The organism is Sphingobium ummariense RL-3 (assembly GCF_000447205.1).
In the GTDB taxonomy this organism is placed as follows: Bacteria; Pseudomonadota; Alphaproteobacteria; order Sphingomonadales; family Sphingomonadaceae; genus Sphingobium; species Sphingobium ummariense.
Genome location: NZ_AUWY01000123.1, coordinates 42019 through 57510, shown reverse-complemented (window position 1 = coordinate 57510; position 15492 = coordinate 42019). Strand labels below are relative to the sequence as shown.

The window sequence follows — 15492 nt, the reverse complement described above, 5'->3', positions numbered from 1 at the left end:
CCTCGTCCTCCTCTCATCTTATATTTGGTCGATGGCGCGATAGGCGGCCACCAGCCGGTCCTCGCCCTCGCGTCCGGCCAGCGAATTGCCATGTTCCATGCCGATCACGCCGCCATAGTTGCGTGCCCGCAGCCAGCGCACGATATTGGCGTAGTTGATCTCGCCGGTACCCGGTTCCTTGCGGCCGGGATTGTCGCCGAACTGGATATAGCCGACCTCCGCCCAGCAGGCCTCCAGCGTCGGGATCAGGTTCCCGGACTGGATCTGCTCATGATAGAGGTCTGCCAATATCTTGACGCCCGGACTGTTGGCGCCGCGCGCCACCGCATAGCCCTGGGCGATCGACTGCATATAGACGCCGGGATGGTTGGTCCGGGTATTGAGCGGCTCCATCACCAGCGTCAGGCCGTGCGGCGCGACGATATCGCCGGCGCGGCGCATGCAATCGATGATCCGGCCGGTCTGGATATCCTGCGGCACCTTGCGGTCCATGAAGCCGGTGACGACGGTCGCATGTTTCGCGTTCAGCCGCTTGGCGACCTCCACCGATGTGCGGATGTCGGCCAGGAAAGCTTCGCGCTCGGCGTCGTCATTGCTGCCCAGCAACGGGCGGAACTCCGCCCATTTGGGCATGCTGGCGACGAACACGCCCATGGTCATGCCGCGCTGCGCCAGCGCCTTTGCCATGGCTTCCTGCTGTTCGACCGGACGCTTGCGGGCCTCATTATCCTCCCAGGCGCGAAAGCCCTGGTCGGCGGCATAGGCGATCTGCTCCAGCAATCCGCCCCGGCTGGCGAAGCTGCCTTCGTGCGGGGCGTAGCCGAGCGAGAAGCGGGCGGCATTGGAGGATCCCTGGCCGGCCGCAGCAGCGATGGCGGGGCTGGCGGCCGCGGCGATGCCGGCGGCGATCAGGTTTCTGCGCGACAGCTTCATGCCACGGCCTCCGCCCGGCGACCGGCGCGCCGGTCGGACAGCCAGATCAGGCCGAACACGACCAGCAGGACCAGGGGCACGAAGGTCAGGCGGGCGAAGGATTGCGATGCGGCCGCATCCTCCACCGTGCGCAGCGCCGGCCCGGTCAGGCGGGTGAAGGCTTCGGGGCCACCGGCCAGCTCCACCTTCGCCTGGTCGAACATCTCGCCCAGACGCGGCAGCACGAAGAAGCTGGCGAGCGCGCCGGCCGAACCGACCAGCCCCAGCGCCCAAGCGTCGCCGCGCGGATAGCGTTCCGCCACCGACGCCAGCATCGTCGGCCACATGGCGCATACGCCCAGGCCCCAGATGGTCGAGGCAAGGATGGCGGAGGCGGGCGACTGCGCCTGCGACAGCATGAACAGGCCGATCGCGGCGAGCAGGCTCGATACCCAGAGCAGGCCGGGGTTGGACAAGCGCCCGGCGATCCGCCCGGCAAAATGGCGGAACACGAACATCAGTGCGCTGACATAGACCAGCAGCAGGATGCCGCGCATGCCGACCCGGTTGCTGAGCGCGACGTCGAGCCACTGGCCCGGCGCCAGTTCAGACGAAGCGGTCAGGAACATCGCGCCGAACCAGATGAAGAAGCTGGGGCGGCGGACCACCTCCAGCATCATGTCCTTCATCGCGCCGCTGCCTGCGGTGGTGGACGGCGCCGGGAAGCTGGTGGTGGTGGCGATCAGCACGACGCCGATGGCGGGTATATAGGCCAGCGCCATGATCGCCTGCCACGGAAGTGTCGAGGCGAGAAGCACGCCTGCAAGGCCGCCGACGATCAGGCCGCCGGGATACCAGGCGTGCAGCACGTTCAGGCGGTGGGTCGTGTCTTCGGGATAGAGGCGGGCGGTGAGCGGATTGATCGACGCTTCGGCAAGGCCCCAGCCGATCCCCGAGAGGAGCATGCCCAGCCACACGAGGTGATAGACGGTCATGCCGGTCGCCATGCCGCCCGCGCCCACGATCAGCGTCGTGCCGATCAGGAAGGCGATGCCGCAGCCAATCAGCACGCGCCTGATGCCGATCGCATCGAGAAAGGCGCTGACGACGAAGACGGTGATGGAAAAGCCGAGGAAGGCCGATCCCAAAGCCGCGCCGATCATTTCGCCGGCCGCGATCGGGGCGATCGGGTCGATCCATTCCGCCTTCAGGCTGCTCGCCACCGCCGCGCGCAAAGATGCGCTCATCGAGGCGGTGAACAGCGCCAGGACGCTCAGCCAGAAAAGTCTGTGCCGGTTAATCGCCGTCATGTCGGCTCCTCTCCATTTGGTCCCGCCGGCCTTCCGGTCGGGACATGTGTCGATCGTCGGTTGCGGCGTCAGCTGAGCCCCAGCCAGCGCCGGTTGTTGGCGGGGTCACCGCCCCCTGCGAAATCGTCGAAGGCCCGTTCGGGCCGGCGGATCATGTGCGCCTCGATGAAGGGCGCGCCTTCGCGCGCGCCATCTTCGGGATGCTTTAGGCAACATTCCCATTCCAGCACCGCCCAGCCGTCATAGCCATATTGGGTCAGGCGCGAGAATATGCCGGTGAAGTCGACCTGGCCGTCGCCCAGCGAGCGGAAACGGCCGGGCCGGTCGACCCAGTCGGCATAGCCGCCATAGACGCCCGCGCGGCCGGTCGGGTTGAGCTCCGCATCCTTGACGTGGAACATCCTGATGCGATCGTGATACATGTCGATGAACTGCAGATAGTCCATCGCCTGCAGCACGAAATGGCTGGGATCATAGAGGATGTTGGCGCGCTGGTGGCCATCGACCGCCGCCAGGAAGCGCTCGAAGGTCAGGCCGTCATGCAGATCCTCGCCCGGATGCAGTTCGAAACAGAGGTCGATGCCCTGTTCCTCGAACGCATCCAGGATCGGCCGCCAGCGCCGGCCCAGTTCGGCAAAGGCTTCTTCCACCAGACCCGCCGGCCGCTGCGGCCAAGGATAGACGAAGGGCCAGGCGAGCGCACCGGAGAAGGTCGCATGCGCCTTCAGCCCCAGCCGCCGGCTGGCCACCGCCGCCAGCTTCAGCTGCTCGACCGCCCAGGCCTGCCGCTCGGCCGGCTTGCCGCGCAGTTCAGCCGGCGCGAAAGCATCGAACGCCGCATCATAGGCCGGGTGCACCGCGACGAGCTGCCCCTGCAGATGGCTCGACAGCTCCGAAATCTCGACGCCGGCCTCGCGGCAGCGGCCGGCCAGATCGTCGCAATAATCCTGGCTTTCCGCCGCCAGGGCCAGGTCCATGCAGCGCGGGTCGTTGCTGGGCACCTGAATACCCTTGTAGCCCGCCTGCGCCATCCAGCGCGCGGCATTGTCCAGATTATCGAACGGGGGGGCATCGTCCATGAACTGCGCCAGGAAGATGGCGGGGCCGCGCATCGCGCCCTTTGCCTCCGTCATTTTACGCTCTTAAGATAGGTGATGATCGCCGCGCGCTTGGCCGGATCGGGGGTGGAGATGGGCATGCGGCTGCCGGGCACCTTCCTGGTCGGTGAGGCCAGATATTCGTCCAGGGCCTTCTCGTCCCATTTCAGCTTCGACGCCTTGAGCGCGGGAGAATAATTGAAGCCGGGCAAAGTGCCTGCGGTGCGGCCGACGACGCCGACGAGATTGGGGCCAAGGCCGCTTTTGCCGCCGGGCTGCACGCTGTGACAGGCGTGGCAGGCATTGAAGACCGGCGGCGCCGGCACGCTCTGCGCTTGGCTCGGCATGGCGGGGATCGTCACCGCGCCCGTTGCGAACGCTGCCAGGCCAAAGCCCATTTTCCTGTGCACCCTCGACTCTCCGCCTTGTCTATTGGTGGAATTTACCGGTAAACTGTTCTAATATGACCGGAAGATCAAGAGGCAGAATGAACGGTCTGTCGGTACTGATGGGAAAAGGAGAAGGGGATGGCGGGAAAAGCGTTGCGTCTGGGCATGATCGGCGGCGGCGAAGGCGCCTTTATCGGGGCGATCCACCGCGCCGCGGCGGCGCTGGACGGCGACTGGCGGCTGGTCGCCGGTGCCTTCAGCGGCGATGCGGATCGCAACCGGCGATCGGGCGAGGCGCTGGGCATCGACCCGGCCCGCACCTATGATTCGTGCGACGCGCTGCTGGCGGGGGAACGGACGCTGCCGGCGGACGAGCGGATCGATGCCCTGTCGATCGTGACGCCGAATCATCTTCACGCGCCGATGGCGATCGCGGCGCTCGACGCGGGCTTCCACGTCTTCTGCGAAAAGCCCATGGCGCTCGATCTGGCCGAAGCGCGCAGGATTGCAGCCGCGGCCGCCCGGTCGGGCCGGTATTTCGGCCTCGCCTTCACCTATAGCGGCTATCCGCTGGTGGAGGAGGCGCGGGCACGCGTCGCGCGCGGCAACCTTGGCAGGATAAGGCTGGTGCAGGTCGAATATTCGCAGGGCTGGCTCAGCCGGGCAATCGACCGCGACGGAAATAAGCAGGCCGAATGGCGCACCGATCCCGCCCGTGCGGGCCTGGGCGGTTGCCTGGGCGATATCGGCACGCATGCCTTCCACCTCGCCGAGCATGTTTCGGGCCTGCGCGTCAGCGAAATCTGCGCCGATCTTAGCATTCATGTCGAGGGGCGCCGGCTCGACGACGACGTCAATGTCCTGCTGCGCCTCGACAATGGCGCGCGCGGCATCCTCAAGGCGACGCAGGTCGCGGCGGGTGACGAAAACGGCCTGAAGCTGCGCATCCATGGCGAACATGGGGGGCTGGAATGGTCTCAGATGGAGCCGAACACGCTGATCCTGCGCTGGCTGGATCGGCCCGCTGAAATCCTGCGCGCGGCCGGCCCCGGCTTGCTGCCTTCGACATTGCCGCTGCTGCGGACCCCGAGCGGCCATCCCGAAGGCTATATCGAGGCGTTCGCCAATCTCTATCGCGCCTTCGCTGCGCGCATCCGAGGCGGTGAAGCCTGGTTCCCCTCGGTCGAGGACGGTCTGAAAACCGTGGGCTTCGTCGAAACCGTCATCGCCAATGCGGGGGGCGATGAAAAATGGACGGCTTTGCCAGCGACGGGGGACGCGCCTACTCTATAGCCCATGGCATCGCCCATGCATCTGGGCGCTCGATGCGTCGGCCAATATGCTCAGCACGATGAGCGCCGATGATGCGAGGTTCACGGCGCCGTTCGGGAGGATGTAAGTGTCGCCATGCCAGTGCAGCACCGGTAGACCTGCGAGATGCCGAAGCGGGCTTTCGAGGCCTGTGGGCGTCAGGGTGATGCCGGCGAAGCCGATTTCCTTCACGCCGGAGGGGAACACATCGGCACCCAGCGCAACCGCGATCAGTTGCGCGTCCAGACAGATGCCGAGGGAGCCGTCAGCCTAACGCGGACTCGTCTCCACTGGATGCACGGGGTTGGGAAGGGCAGGGGCCTAGCTCGCGACCGACCGCCACTCCGCGATGGCGTTTCAGTGAGAAGTGGTTGTGGAGGTTGGCATGTACGGAAGCGAACTTCTGCAGGGCCTTCATCTGCATGAAGCGGAGCATCGCCCGCTCTCGTCGTCGGAGGGGGAGGTTGCTGTTCTCCACCCTGTTGTTGGCCCGGCGTCCGACCTCCTGCTTGCCGCGGTTCCCTAGCTTATTCATGGCCGCGCTATAGGAGCGCAGGCCATCCGTGGTGATCGCTTCAGGTGATCCATGCCGCTTCAGCGTCTTCTTCATGAAGGCAAGCGTCGCCTTCTTGTCGCGGGGTTTTCGTGAGATAGCTCTCGAGAATCTCGCCCTCATGATCGACGGCGCGCCAGAGGTAGACCATCTCGCCGTTGATCTTCACATACATCTCATCGAGGTGTCAGCGCCAGTGGCGAAAGCCTCTTATCCGGCTGATCCGCTGTCGGCGAACGTTGCTGGCGAAAAGCGGACCGAACCTGTTCCACCAGAGCCGCACCGTCTCACGACATATGTCGATACCGCGCTCGAAAAACAGATCCTCTACGTTCCAAAGAGATAGCGGGTACCGGGCATACATCAGCACCACTAGGCGGATCACCTCGGGCGACGAGTTGAAATACCGGAATGGGCTGGCGGGGTGCTTGCTCATGTGCGCCGTTACCGTACCGTCGATTGCTTTGACATGCCCATCCTTCAGTCGGTCAACGATCCGCGGCCCTCCATCGGCATCAATCTGGGCGTTGTCGCCAGTATGCAGCCGCCCCCTCTTCAACATCGTGCGAGCCTTGTGATGCACCAATGTCACACGTGGCTATGGAATTGAAATAGGTGCGAAACTATATTGCGATCGCTCCATTGAGCCTTCAGGACGCCGTTACGCCCGTGATACAAAGTGGGCAGTGGAAGATATCGCACGACGACTTCCCAAGCATGATTGCGATCCGGCTCCATCGAGAATGCCGGAGGCACAGGAGGACAAAATAATGCAGACCAACCGTACATCCGCTTGCAGATGGCTTCTGGCAGGTGTCACACCCTTTGCTCTCTTCGCGGCCGGCACGGCCGCGAACGCGCAGACCGCGCCGCAGGACGACGCCCAAGCCGCTGCCGACGAAAGTCAGGCGGACATCGTCGTCGTCGGCACGGCTGGCGGCGGCACCCGGCGTCAGGACGCGGCCTTCGCCGTGACCAGCCTTGGCGCCGAGGCGATTGCCCGCGCCGCGCCCAACAGCACGGCCGACCTGCTGCGCACCATTCCGGGCGTCAGCGCCGAAAGCTCAGGCGGCCAGAATGGCGCGAACATCTTCGTGCGCGGCTATCCGTCGGGCGGCGACGCGCAGTTCGTCACCTTCCAGCTGGGCGGCGTTCCCTTCTTCCCGCCGCCAACCCTGTCCTTCCTCGAAAATTCGCAGCTTATCCGCCTCGACGAGACCGTCGAGCGCGTGGAAGCCGTGCGCGGCGGCACCGGCTCGCTGTTTTCGAACGGGCAGCCGGGCCTGACCGTCAACGTGCAGCAGCGCGAAGGCGGCGATATGCTGAAGGGCTTCGCCAAGCTGTCCTACACCGATTACGACGAGGTGCGCGGCGACGCCTGGATTTCCGGCCCGATCAGCCAGGATACGACCTTCATGGTCGGCGGCTATTACGCCCAGGGCAACGGCATCCGCGATCCGCGGTTCCGCGCCGAAAAGGGTGGACAGGTGACCGCGAACATCCGTCACGACTTTGACGGGCGCGGCTCGGTGCTCATCTACGGCCGCTATCTCAATGATCATGGCCAGTGGCTGCTGCCCATCCCGGTCGTCCAGGACGGCAGCAAGATCAGCCAGTTCGCCAATTTCGACCATGGCACCGGCGCGCTCGCCAGCCGGGATACACGCATCACCACCAACAATGCCGGCCGCACCGTCGACCTGGCGGACGGGCGTGGCGCGAAGATCGGCAATCTGGGCCTGAGCTTCGATTATGAGCTGGTCGATAATCTGCGCCTGCGCGAACGGGCCAGCTATCTGTGGGGCACGGCCAACACGGTCGGCTTGGTGCCGACTGACGCGCCGATGAGCGCCGCCGACATGGCGGTGGCGCTGGGCGGCGCGGGATCGACCGTGGGCAGCCTGACCTTCGCATCGGACGGCGCTGCGGCGCCGGGCGAAACGCAAGTCATGCGCGCGGGCATCTGGGATGTGCGCAAGCGGATCGACGCCTTCGTCAACGACCTGGCGTTGGAATTCAGCGCGGGCGGCAACAAGCTGACCGGCGGCTTCTACCTTGCCAACTACACCACGCGCGACACCTGGGCGCTGGGCAACGACGTGCTGCTGACGGCGGAACCCAATGCACGCCGCCTGAATCTGACGCTGGGCGACGGCCGCGTGGCCACGCGCGACGGCTTCACCTCCGGCGACAGCTTCCTGGTGAGCGGCCGTTATGAAGGGCGCGACATTGCCTTCTACGCAGTGGACGAACTGCAGATCACCGACAAGCTGCGCGTCGACGGCGGCCTGCGCTGGCAGCGGCACGAGGTGACGGGCGACGTCGCCACGTCCGGGGCCGCGTTCGACCGGGACGGCAGCGCCGCCACGCTCTATGACCGGACGGTCCAGCTGGGCCGCGCCAACCGCATCGACTATGGCGGGTCGCGCTGGTCGTGGACGGTGGGTGGCAATTACGACTTCACCAATCAGGTCGGCGTCTTCGCTCGCTACAGCCGGGGCAACAGCTTCCCGCAATTCGATAATCTGCGCGAGGGCCTGACCTTGATCTCGAAGGTCGACACCTACGAAGGCGGGCTCAAGGTCTCGACCCCGCTGGTCAATCTCTATGCGACCTTGTTCCACAACAAGTTCGACGGGTTGGCCACGACGCAGATCATCAACGGCGTGCCCAACGAGTCGGTCGGCGGCGCGAAGGCGACCGGCGTCGAGCTGGAGGGCGTGATCCGTCCGTTCGCGGGCTTCAGCATCGCGGCGGCGGGCACCTATCTCGACGGCACCTATCGCGGCTTCTTCAGCGGCAACGGCACCATCGACAATACGGGCAACCGCGTGCAGCGGCAACCCAAGTGGATGTGGCGCGTGACGCCCAGCTACGAACTGGAGGTCGGCAATTTCCGCCCGTCCATCTTCGCCACGCTGCAATATACGGGCGACCGCTTCTCCGATCCGGAAAATGCGCAGCTGCTGCCCAACTATTACCAGCTGGACGCGGGCGTTTCGGTCGAGGTCAATCAGCGCCTGAAGCTGGCGGTGACGGGCAACAATCTGACCGACGAGCTGGGCCTGACCGAAGGCAATCCGCGTATCATCGGGTCGCAGGGTTCGGGCACGATCTTGGCGCGCCCGATCCTGGGCCGGTCCTTCCGGTTCAGCGCGGCTTACAGCTTCTGACGGCATGACGGGTGCGCCGGTTTGCTGACCGGCGCCCCTGTCGCGAAACGCAAAAAAAGGAGGCCAGACGATCCGATCGTCTGGCCTCCTTTGCTATTGGGCGGCGGCTCTTGTCTCCGCCTGGTCCAGATCCGTGGCGATGTCGGGGTAGCGCTCAAGGATCGCGCTGGTCACGCCGTTGGTCCAGCCGAAGCCGTCCTGCAGCGGATATTCGCCGCCGCCGCCGGGCTTCCTTTCCTCCACGTCATATTTTTCCAGCATTTTACCCGTTTCGGCATAGGCGGCCGCGACCGTGCCGATCCAGCGTCCGGCGATGTCTCGCGCCAGGGCCGCCTGTCCATTGCGCGCCAGTCCGTCGATCGCCACCCACTGCAGCGGCGCCCAGCCATTGGGCTGGTCCCATTGCTGGCCGGTCTGGTTGGGCGTGGTGCGCAGGCCGCCCCGGCCGAGCAGCTTCGCGTGCACGGTCGCGGCGACCGCGCTAACCTGCGCGGGGGAGGCCGCACCGACGAACAGGGGATAAAGAGTCGCAGCCGACAGCACTGGCGTGGGACGGCGGGTCTTGCTGTCCCAGTCGGCGTAGCGCCCTTCTCGGCCGACCCAAAGATAGCGGTCCATCGCTGCCTTGCGCTTGCGCGCCAGCCCGGCAAATTCCGTGGCGCAGGCGGTGTCGCCCACCTTGCGGCATCGGACCTCAATCCGTTGCTCCATCGCCAGCATCAGGCTGTTGAGATCCACCGGAACAATGTCCGTCGTGTGGATCGTGGCGATGGAGCGCCCGTCGCCGAACCAGCGCGAGCTGAAATCCCATCCGCTTTCCGCGCCCGCGCGCAGATGCCGGTAGGTCGTCGCCTTGTCGCTGCCGGCTTCCGCAGCGGTGGCCACATCCTCCGCATAGGATTCGTCGCGGGGCGCGTCCTTGTCGTCCCAATAGCGGTTGAGCAACGTGCCGTCGGGCATTCGCACGACCCGCTCGCATGCGCCGCTCGCGACGGCGCAGCGAGCGCCCTTCATCCAATAGGCATGTTCCTGCCGCAGCGCCGCCAACCGGCGCGCGGCGATCGCGGGCGTATCATCCTTCGACAGGTCCAACATCAGCGCATAAAAGGGCGGCTGCGACCGGCTGAGATAATAGGTCCGCATCCCGTTGGGGATATGGCCATAGGTTTCGACCGTGGCGGTGAAATCCACCAGCATGCTTTCGATCAATGGCTGCTGCCCATCGACCGCGAGGCCCAGCATGGTGAAATAGCTGTCCCAATAGTAGATTTCGCGGAAGCGTCCGCCCGGAACGATGAAGGGGGCGGGCAGGGGCAGCTCGGAACTGCCCGCCTGCCGTTCGACAGGCTGGCGGACCAGTACCGGCCAGAGCGCGCGCACATGGTCGCGCAGGTTGGACGCATCATGATCGTTGATACCGGGCACCCGGAAATGGCGCAGCACGAAGGCGCGCAGCGCATCCTTGTCGCGGGGCTGCTGCTGCCGATAGGCCGTCATGACCGCGCCGGGGGCCAACCGCGGCACGGCATCGACAAAGGTCTTGCCGTCAGGGAACAGCTTTTCCAGTTGAACGCGGCGGAAAAGGTCACCGTACAGTTCGGCGGGTGAGGACTGCGCCCGGCTGGGATTTCCAAAAGCTAGAAGGGAAACAAGGCCGGCTGCAACGAAGGATTGCCAGTATTTCATTGCCCCTCTTTCGGTCGCCCTATCCGCCTTTGCAACGGTAAAGATGGACGTCATCTGACAGTTCCGCGCCTCATAAATCGGTCGAGCTTGGGTCAGGAAGGAGCTGTCAGTCGAATGCGAACTCGTCTCCACCGGATGCACTTCGGGTGGGGCAGGCCAGGGGGCTAGCTTGCCAGCGACCGCCACTCGGCCACGGCGGCCGAGCGTCTTTCCTTATAGGTCTTTCGATCGACGAGGTGGCGTTCCAGTGAGAAGTGGTTGTGAAGGTTAGTGTGGACGGAGGCGAACTTCTGTAGCGCCTTCATCTGCCTGAAGCGCAGCATGGCTCGCTCTCGTCGTCGGAAGGGCAGGTGGCTGTTCTCCACTCCTGTTGTTGGCCCAACGTCTGACCTCCTGCTTGTCGCGGTTTGAACTGATGGGGTGGATGCCCCCTTCGTCCGGCATCGTATGATGCCTGACCGGCGCGATGCAGCGCTGGAGATGGAGGAGCACATGACCGACGTTCACATTCTCGCGATCGACCTAGCCAAGCGCAGCTTCCAGATCTGCGCCACCGCTGCGGGAGGGCGTGTGTGGATGCCCCCAGTTTTGCAAGGTGATTTTCAGACGGTTGGGACAGCTTGGCGCTTCTATCGCTCGTGTGTCAGGCCTCATATTGTGGCCTGATATTCGCCACGGGCCGGTATGCAGTTCGAAGAACGAGGTCCACATCGGTTCAGAGAGCTTTATTGCTCGAGCGCCGGGCCTGGTTTGCTCGCCCTGGAACATTGAAGTCCTTGCCGCATAATCGTCTGTCGATCTCCTTGTCGGGGTTGTCAGCCCCTAAGCGCTCCCCGCGTCGCCCTTGTGTGGGGGGCAAGCGCGTCACGCCATCCGGTAATTCTGTTCGCGCGTCATCATCGCCCAGATCATGCGCGCCATTTTGTTGGCCAGCGCGACGGCCGCCACCATGCGCGGCTTGCGCCCCAGTATGCGGCCGAGCCAACTGTCGGGCAACACGCCGCGCCGGATGATCCAGCGGATCCTGCTCATCGCGCCAACAATCAGCAGCTTGCGGATATCGGCCTGGCCCATCTTGCTTACGCCGCCGAGTCGCGTCTTGCCGCCGGTCGATCGCTGCCGCGGGACCAAGCCGAGCCAGGCGGCGAAGTTTCGGCCGCTGGCGAAGGCGCGCAAATCGGGTGCGAATGCCATTATCGCACCCGCGGTCACCGGGCCGACTCCCGGCACTGTGCAGAGCCGACGCATCGCGTCGTCGACCTTGATCGCGGCGCGCAGCTTGAAGTGCAGATCGTCAATCTTCTGCGTGAGCACCGCGATCTGATCGAGGTAAAGACGAACGATATCGCGCACAGCGTCAGGGAGTTCAGTCGCGTTGTCGTCGATCATGCCAGCGACGGTCTTGAGACCTGTCGGCCCTTGCGCAACCACGAGCCCGAACTCGCCAAGATGTCCCCGCAGGGCGTTGATCAGTTGGGTGCGCTGCCCGACAAAGGACTGGTGGGTCCGGAATGCGACTGCGCGGGCCTGATGCTCCGCGCTCTTGACCGCCACGAAATGTAAGTTCGGCCGCAGCGCGGCTTCGGCGATCGCAGCCGCATCCGCCGCATCGTTCTTCTGTCGTTTGACGAACGGCTTCACGTAGATCGGCGGGATCAGCCGCACCTCGTGGCCAAGGCCTTGCGCAAACCGTCCCCAGAAATGGCTCGTCGCGCACGCCTCCATCGCCACAATGCAAGGTGTCTGCTCGCGCGGAACCGTCTCGAGCTTCGCGCGCGAAATCATCCGGTTAAATAGAACCGCCCCTCCCGCCGCGGTGGCGCAGATCTGGAAGCTGCGCTTGGCTAGGTCGATCGCGAGAATGTGAACGTCGGTCATGTGCTCCTCCATCTCCAGCGCTGCATCGCGCCGGTCAGGCATCATACGATGCCGGATGAAGGGGGCATCCACCCCATCAGTTCAGTAATGGACTCTCTGAGCGAGCGGCGTTTGCATTTCATGCCGCCGCATGAACGACCAGTGCTGCGACTATAGCGCGGGGCCGAGTGCTCGATAGAGCAACGCCGGCTGTGGGCGACATAGGCCGTGCAGTTTTCTGGCCAGTCCATCGTGAGCCGCATGGCACAAAACAATCCCCGGCCAAGCAGCGATGTAAGAAGTGACAGCAACCTTCATTGCACATCGCTGTAAGCGTCACGACTCATCGCGGTAGAAAGGGTGGGGCGACCGCTACCACTCGACGCCGATTTTGTCGAAATGCCCGCCGGTGATCTCGCACCGGAAAGCGTCTGCCAGCTTTTCCAGTGGAACCGTCGGTCGATGACAGGCCGGAGACCATTGGCATCTATTGCACGTACAAAGTCTTGTTGCTGCTTCCGGCTACCCACGATCAATCCCTGCGCTCGCGCCTGCTTCATCATCATCGCCAGAACGGGAAGGCCGCCTTCATAGCCCGCAAGCCCCTCAATCATGGCGATGTGGCCGCCGATGCGAACGGCTTCCGCGGACTGCGCCATCGTGGCCGGGCCGCCGACTTCCAGCACAAGATCGACGCCCCAGCCGCCGGTCCTGTCACGCACCGCCTTACCCCAGTCGGAGACGGTGCGATAGTTCAAGACATGGTCGGCGCCTAATAGCTCCGCCCGTTCGAGCTTTTCATCGGAAGACGACGTGATGACGGCGGTGGCGCCGAACATCTTCGCAATCTGCAGGGCCCAGATCGATCCGAGATCGCGGGCCCTGATGAAGTCCGCGGAGCAACTCCCAATCAGCGGAACGCGCTCGAAGCGCCGTACGCTTTGCGGGTTTTGCCGATCCCCGGTGCACAACCGGTTCGTCATCATCTCCTGAGCAATTGCCTCACTACCCTTGGCGCTTCAGCACTGCAGGGTCTCTTTAGCGCACCGCGTTATGCGGTCTGCAGCTTATAATTCCTCGCCACGCGTCAGCATCGCCCAAATGATGCCGGCGGTTTTCGCGGCCATGGCCACTGCGACCACAAGTGACGGGCGTCGCTTCATCAGGTCCAGCACCCATGTGGATATCCGTGGCGGATTGGACCTTGCCCGGCGAATCACTGACATCTGGGCGAGAACGAGCAGCACGCGCAAATCTCGGTTCCCGGCCTTGCTCATCCTGCCGATCCGCACGCGCTCGCCACTGGAGTTCTGGCGTGGTGTCAGACCGAGCCGGGCGGCATAATCACGTCCGCTGCGGAAGCGCTTCATGTCGCCGGAAAGCGCGATCAGCGTGCCGGCGGCTACTGGCCCGATGCCGGGCACCTTGATGAGGCGGCGGCATCGCTCATCCTTCTTGACAATGTCCGCCAGCTTCGCGTCGAGTTGCGCGATCTTGGCTTCCACCGCTTCGATCAGGTCGGCGACCTCGGCAAGGTTCTCGCGCGCCAGGTCTGGCAGGCGTTCCTCGCCGTTCCTGGTCAGCGAGACGAGTTCGGCCGAGCCGATCAGTCCCTGACGCGAGATGATGCCGAACTCGCTGAGGTGGGCTCGCATCGTGTTAACGGCCGCCGTGCGTTGCGCCACCATCAGGCTGCGAGTCTTGTAGGACAGCGCGAGGGCTTGGTCGTCGGGGCTCTTGACCGGCACGAACCGCATCTGGGGCCGACTGACCGCCTCGCAGATCACCGCCGCGTCGGCGGCGTCGGTCTTGGACCGCTTCACGTAAGGCTTGACGTAGGCCGGCGAGATGAGGCGCACATCATGCGTCAGCGCCGAGATCGCCCGCGCCCAATGAGGCGCGGTGCCGCAGGCTTCCATGCCGACCAGGCACGGCGGCAAATGCTTGAACAGCGTCAGCACCTGGGCATGGGATATTCAACGCCGAAGCGTGACTTCCCCAGCGCCATTGACTCCGTGAACCTGAAAAACACCCTTGGCGATATCAAACCCGATCGTGGTACATCCATAGTGGACGGCTCCTCTGTTAGTGACGGACCTTCGACGGCCGACACTATGGCATGCCGATGCCGAAAGAGGGGGCGTCCACCTCATCAGCGGAGTTAGAGCGCCGGTCCCGAAGGGAAGCGCATCGCTCTCTGTCACCCTCAGTCGCGTTCCGATCGCTGGCAAGAACGCTTCTCAGACGAGTTTTCGCTGTTGGTGAGTTTGACCCGAGGCAATTCTGGCTGAAATCCGGGGTTTTTGCAGTCGTCACGGCCAAAGCTGGTGAGTTTTCGGTTTGGCGGGGGACCTGGCGGGAGAGGCGGTTTTCCTCTCAACCTACTGATTTTATTGGTGAGTTTTGGCGCACCCAAGAGGATTCGAACCTCTGGCCTCTGCCTTCGGAGGGCAGCGCTCTATCCAGCTGAGCTATGGGTGCGTAGGGCGTGAAGCCGTATGATTTGCGCCGAAAAACGTCAATCCATGATCAAAATCGGCTGTCCGATCACGGTGAGATTTTGGTGATTTTTCGTCCTTCCTTTCTTCTGCCTTCCTAAACCCGCGCAAATCCGGTATAAAATCGCTGCTCTCGCGTCGGACGTAAACCTTCGGAGGGCGACGCTCCATCCAGCTGAGCTACGGGTGCGTGTTCGCCGAAGCGAATGGCCGCTTAGCAAAGGCCGGGTGAGGGCGCCAGCACCAAATGCGCCCTCCTGCAATCTTATTTCGGCGCCTTCTGCATCGGCTGGAACTTGCCCAGGCCGCAGCCGGCGCCGGGCATTACACCCGTCCCGGCATTGTAGAGCACCCGGATCACATCTACAGAGCACAGGCGCGACAGGCTGGTACGATAGAGGAAGCGCTTTTCGAAGCCCAGGCTGGGGCAGCTGATGGGGAGGGTGTTCCGATAGATCTTGTTCCCGTTCGTGATGAAGTCGATCGTCTGGTCATCGCGCACATTGGTCTGGCGGATGGTGTTGATCGGGATGCAGTCGACGGCTGCGCCAGCAGGGACCAGGTTATCGGCCGCTTCCTTCGCGATGGCGGGGGTGACGGCGCAGGCGATGGCGAGAGCGAAGGTGAGGCTGCGGGCGGCGGGACGCGGATATGCGGACATGATTGTCTCTCCTTCCATGCGGAAAGGACGGTGCGCATGGCTGGC

The 15492-nt window shown here is 64.2% G+C and carries 12 protein-coding genes, 1 tRNA gene and 2 pseudogenes; 2 read left to right on the top strand and 13 right to left on the bottom strand.

Translation table 11 applies throughout. From position 1 onward, the window contains the following. Positions 1-18 precede the first annotated feature (18 nt). The 4 genes from M529_RS44570 to M529_RS44555 form a co-directional block, all read right to left on the bottom strand. Entirely contained in the window at positions 19-933 is a 915-nt protein-coding gene (locus tag M529_RS44570) for a hydroxypyruvate isomerase family protein (RefSeq protein ID WP_021319717.1), read from the bottom strand. Beyond that, complete coding sequence (locus tag M529_RS44565; RefSeq protein ID WP_021319716.1) at positions 930-2222, bottom strand: MFS transporter; 1293 nt, start codon at positions 2220-2222, stop codon at positions 930-932. The genes M529_RS44570 and M529_RS44565 overlap by 4 nt, the downstream gene beginning before the upstream one ends. Before the next feature lie 68 nt (positions 2223-2290). Next, positions 2291-3355 carry a sugar phosphate isomerase/epimerase family protein gene (locus M529_RS44560; protein WP_021319715.1) on the bottom strand — a complete coding sequence of 355 codons (1065 nt, stop codon included), beginning with the start codon at positions 3353-3355 and terminating at the stop codon, positions 2291-2293. After that, complete coding sequence (locus M529_RS44555) at positions 3352-3729, bottom strand: c-type cytochrome (RefSeq protein WP_408021315.1); 378 nt, start codon at positions 3727-3729, stop codon at positions 3352-3354. The genes M529_RS44560 and M529_RS44555 overlap by 4 nt, the downstream gene beginning before the upstream one ends. Positions 3730-3846: 117 nt before the next feature. Between M529_RS44555 and M529_RS44550 the strand changes: the two genes are divergently transcribed. Beyond that, complete coding sequence (locus M529_RS44550) at positions 3847-5001, top strand: Gfo/Idh/MocA family protein (RefSeq protein WP_021319713.1); 1155 nt, start codon at positions 3847-3849, stop codon at positions 4999-5001. Here the strand turns inward: M529_RS44550 and M529_RS44545 are convergent. Together M529_RS44545 and M529_RS50805 are read right to left on the bottom strand one after the other, a co-directional pair. Next, positions 4996-5211 (bottom strand): type 1 glutamine amidotransferase family protein, encoded by a 216-nt coding sequence (locus tag M529_RS44545; protein WP_161626380.1) that lies wholly within the window; start codon positions 5209-5211, stop codon positions 4996-4998. The genes M529_RS44550 and M529_RS44545 overlap by 6 nt on opposite strands. 157 nt (positions 5212-5368) lie before the next feature. Next, positions 5369-6008: pseudogene (locus M529_RS50805) on the bottom strand (IS6 family transposase); the annotation flags it as partial. 334 nt (positions 6009-6342) lie between these two features. Here M529_RS50805 and M529_RS44535 point away from each other — a divergent pair. Then, positions 6343-8745: a TonB-dependent receptor gene (locus M529_RS44535; protein ID WP_021319709.1), complete on the top strand. Its 2403-nt coding sequence runs from the start codon at positions 6343-6345 to the stop codon at positions 8743-8745. 93 nt (positions 8746-8838) lie between these two features. On the opposite strand, the gene treF is transcribed toward M529_RS44535, so the two are convergent. The 7 genes and pseudogenes from treF to M529_RS44495 all read right to left on the bottom strand — a co-directional run bounded on the left by treF (position 8839) and on the right by M529_RS44495 (position 15447). Next, a complete protein-coding gene (treF, locus tag M529_RS44530; protein WP_021319708.1) occupies positions 8839-10431 on the bottom strand; it encodes an alpha,alpha-trehalase TreF in 1593 nt (530 codons plus the stop codon). A 164-nt stretch (positions 10432-10595) separates the two neighbouring features. Continuing rightward, positions 10596-10815: pseudogene (locus M529_RS49470) on the bottom strand (IS6 family transposase); the annotation flags it as partial. A 480-nt stretch (positions 10816-11295) separates the two neighbouring features. Continuing rightward, a complete protein-coding gene (locus tag M529_RS44515; RefSeq protein ID WP_031295553.1) occupies positions 11296-12309 on the bottom strand; it encodes an IS110 family RNA-guided transposase in 1014 nt (337 codons plus the stop codon). A gap of 293 nt (positions 12310-12602) precedes the next feature. Then, positions 12603-13274, bottom strand: coding sequence for a zinc-binding dehydrogenase (locus M529_RS44510; protein WP_021319704.1), 672 nt, complete (start codon positions 13272-13274; stop codon positions 12603-12605). Positions 13275-13355: 81 nt separating this feature from the next. Then, the gene (locus tag M529_RS44505; RefSeq protein ID WP_021319703.1) at positions 13356-14249 is read right to left on the bottom strand and encodes an IS110 family RNA-guided transposase; all 894 of its coding nucleotides are present in this window, start codon (positions 14247-14249) and stop codon (positions 13356-13358) included. 443 nt (positions 14250-14692) lie between these two features. Continuing rightward, positions 14693-14769 (bottom strand) — tRNA-Arg (locus tag M529_RS44500). A 282-nt stretch (positions 14770-15051) separates the two neighbouring features. Then, positions 15052-15447, bottom strand: coding sequence for a hypothetical protein (locus M529_RS44495; RefSeq protein ID WP_021319702.1), 396 nt, complete (start codon positions 15445-15447; stop codon positions 15052-15054). Positions 15448-15492 lie beyond the last annotated feature (45 nt).

What these genes read in the sequence shown, in the direction of transcription:
- M529_RS44570 (WP_021319717.1), bottom strand. Translation starts at nt 933, where the DNA reads ATGAAGCTGTCGCGCAGAAACCTGATCGCCGCCGGCATCGCCGCGGCC.
- M529_RS44565 (WP_021319716.1), bottom strand. Translation starts at nt 2,222, where the DNA reads ATGACGGCGATTAACCGGCACAGACTTTTCTGGCTGAGCGTCCTGGCG.
- M529_RS44560 (WP_021319715.1), bottom strand. Translation starts at nt 3,355, where the DNA reads ATGACGGAGGCAAAGGGCGCGATGCGCGGCCCCGCCATCTTCCTGGCG.
- M529_RS44550 (WP_021319713.1), top strand. Translation starts at nt 3,847, where the DNA reads ATGGCGGGAAAAGCGTTGCGTCTGGGCATGATCGGCGGCGGCGAAGGC.
- M529_RS44535 (WP_021319709.1), top strand. Translation starts at nt 6,343, where the DNA reads ATGCAGACCAACCGTACATCCGCTTGCAGATGGCTTCTGGCAGGTGTC.
- treF (WP_021319708.1), bottom strand. Translation starts at nt 10,431, where the DNA reads ATGAAATACTGGCAATCCTTCGTTGCAGCCGGCCTTGTTTCCCTTCTA.
- M529_RS44515 (WP_031295553.1), bottom strand. Translation starts at nt 12,309, where the DNA reads ATGACCGACGTTCACATTCTCGCGATCGACCTAGCCAAGCGCAGCTTC.
- M529_RS44510 (WP_021319704.1), bottom strand. Translation starts at nt 13,274, where the DNA reads ATGATGACGAACCGGTTGTGCACCGGGGATCGGCAAAACCCGCAAAGC.
- M529_RS44495 (WP_021319702.1), bottom strand. Translation starts at nt 15,447, where the DNA reads ATGTCCGCATATCCGCGTCCCGCCGCCCGCAGCCTCACCTTCGCTCTC.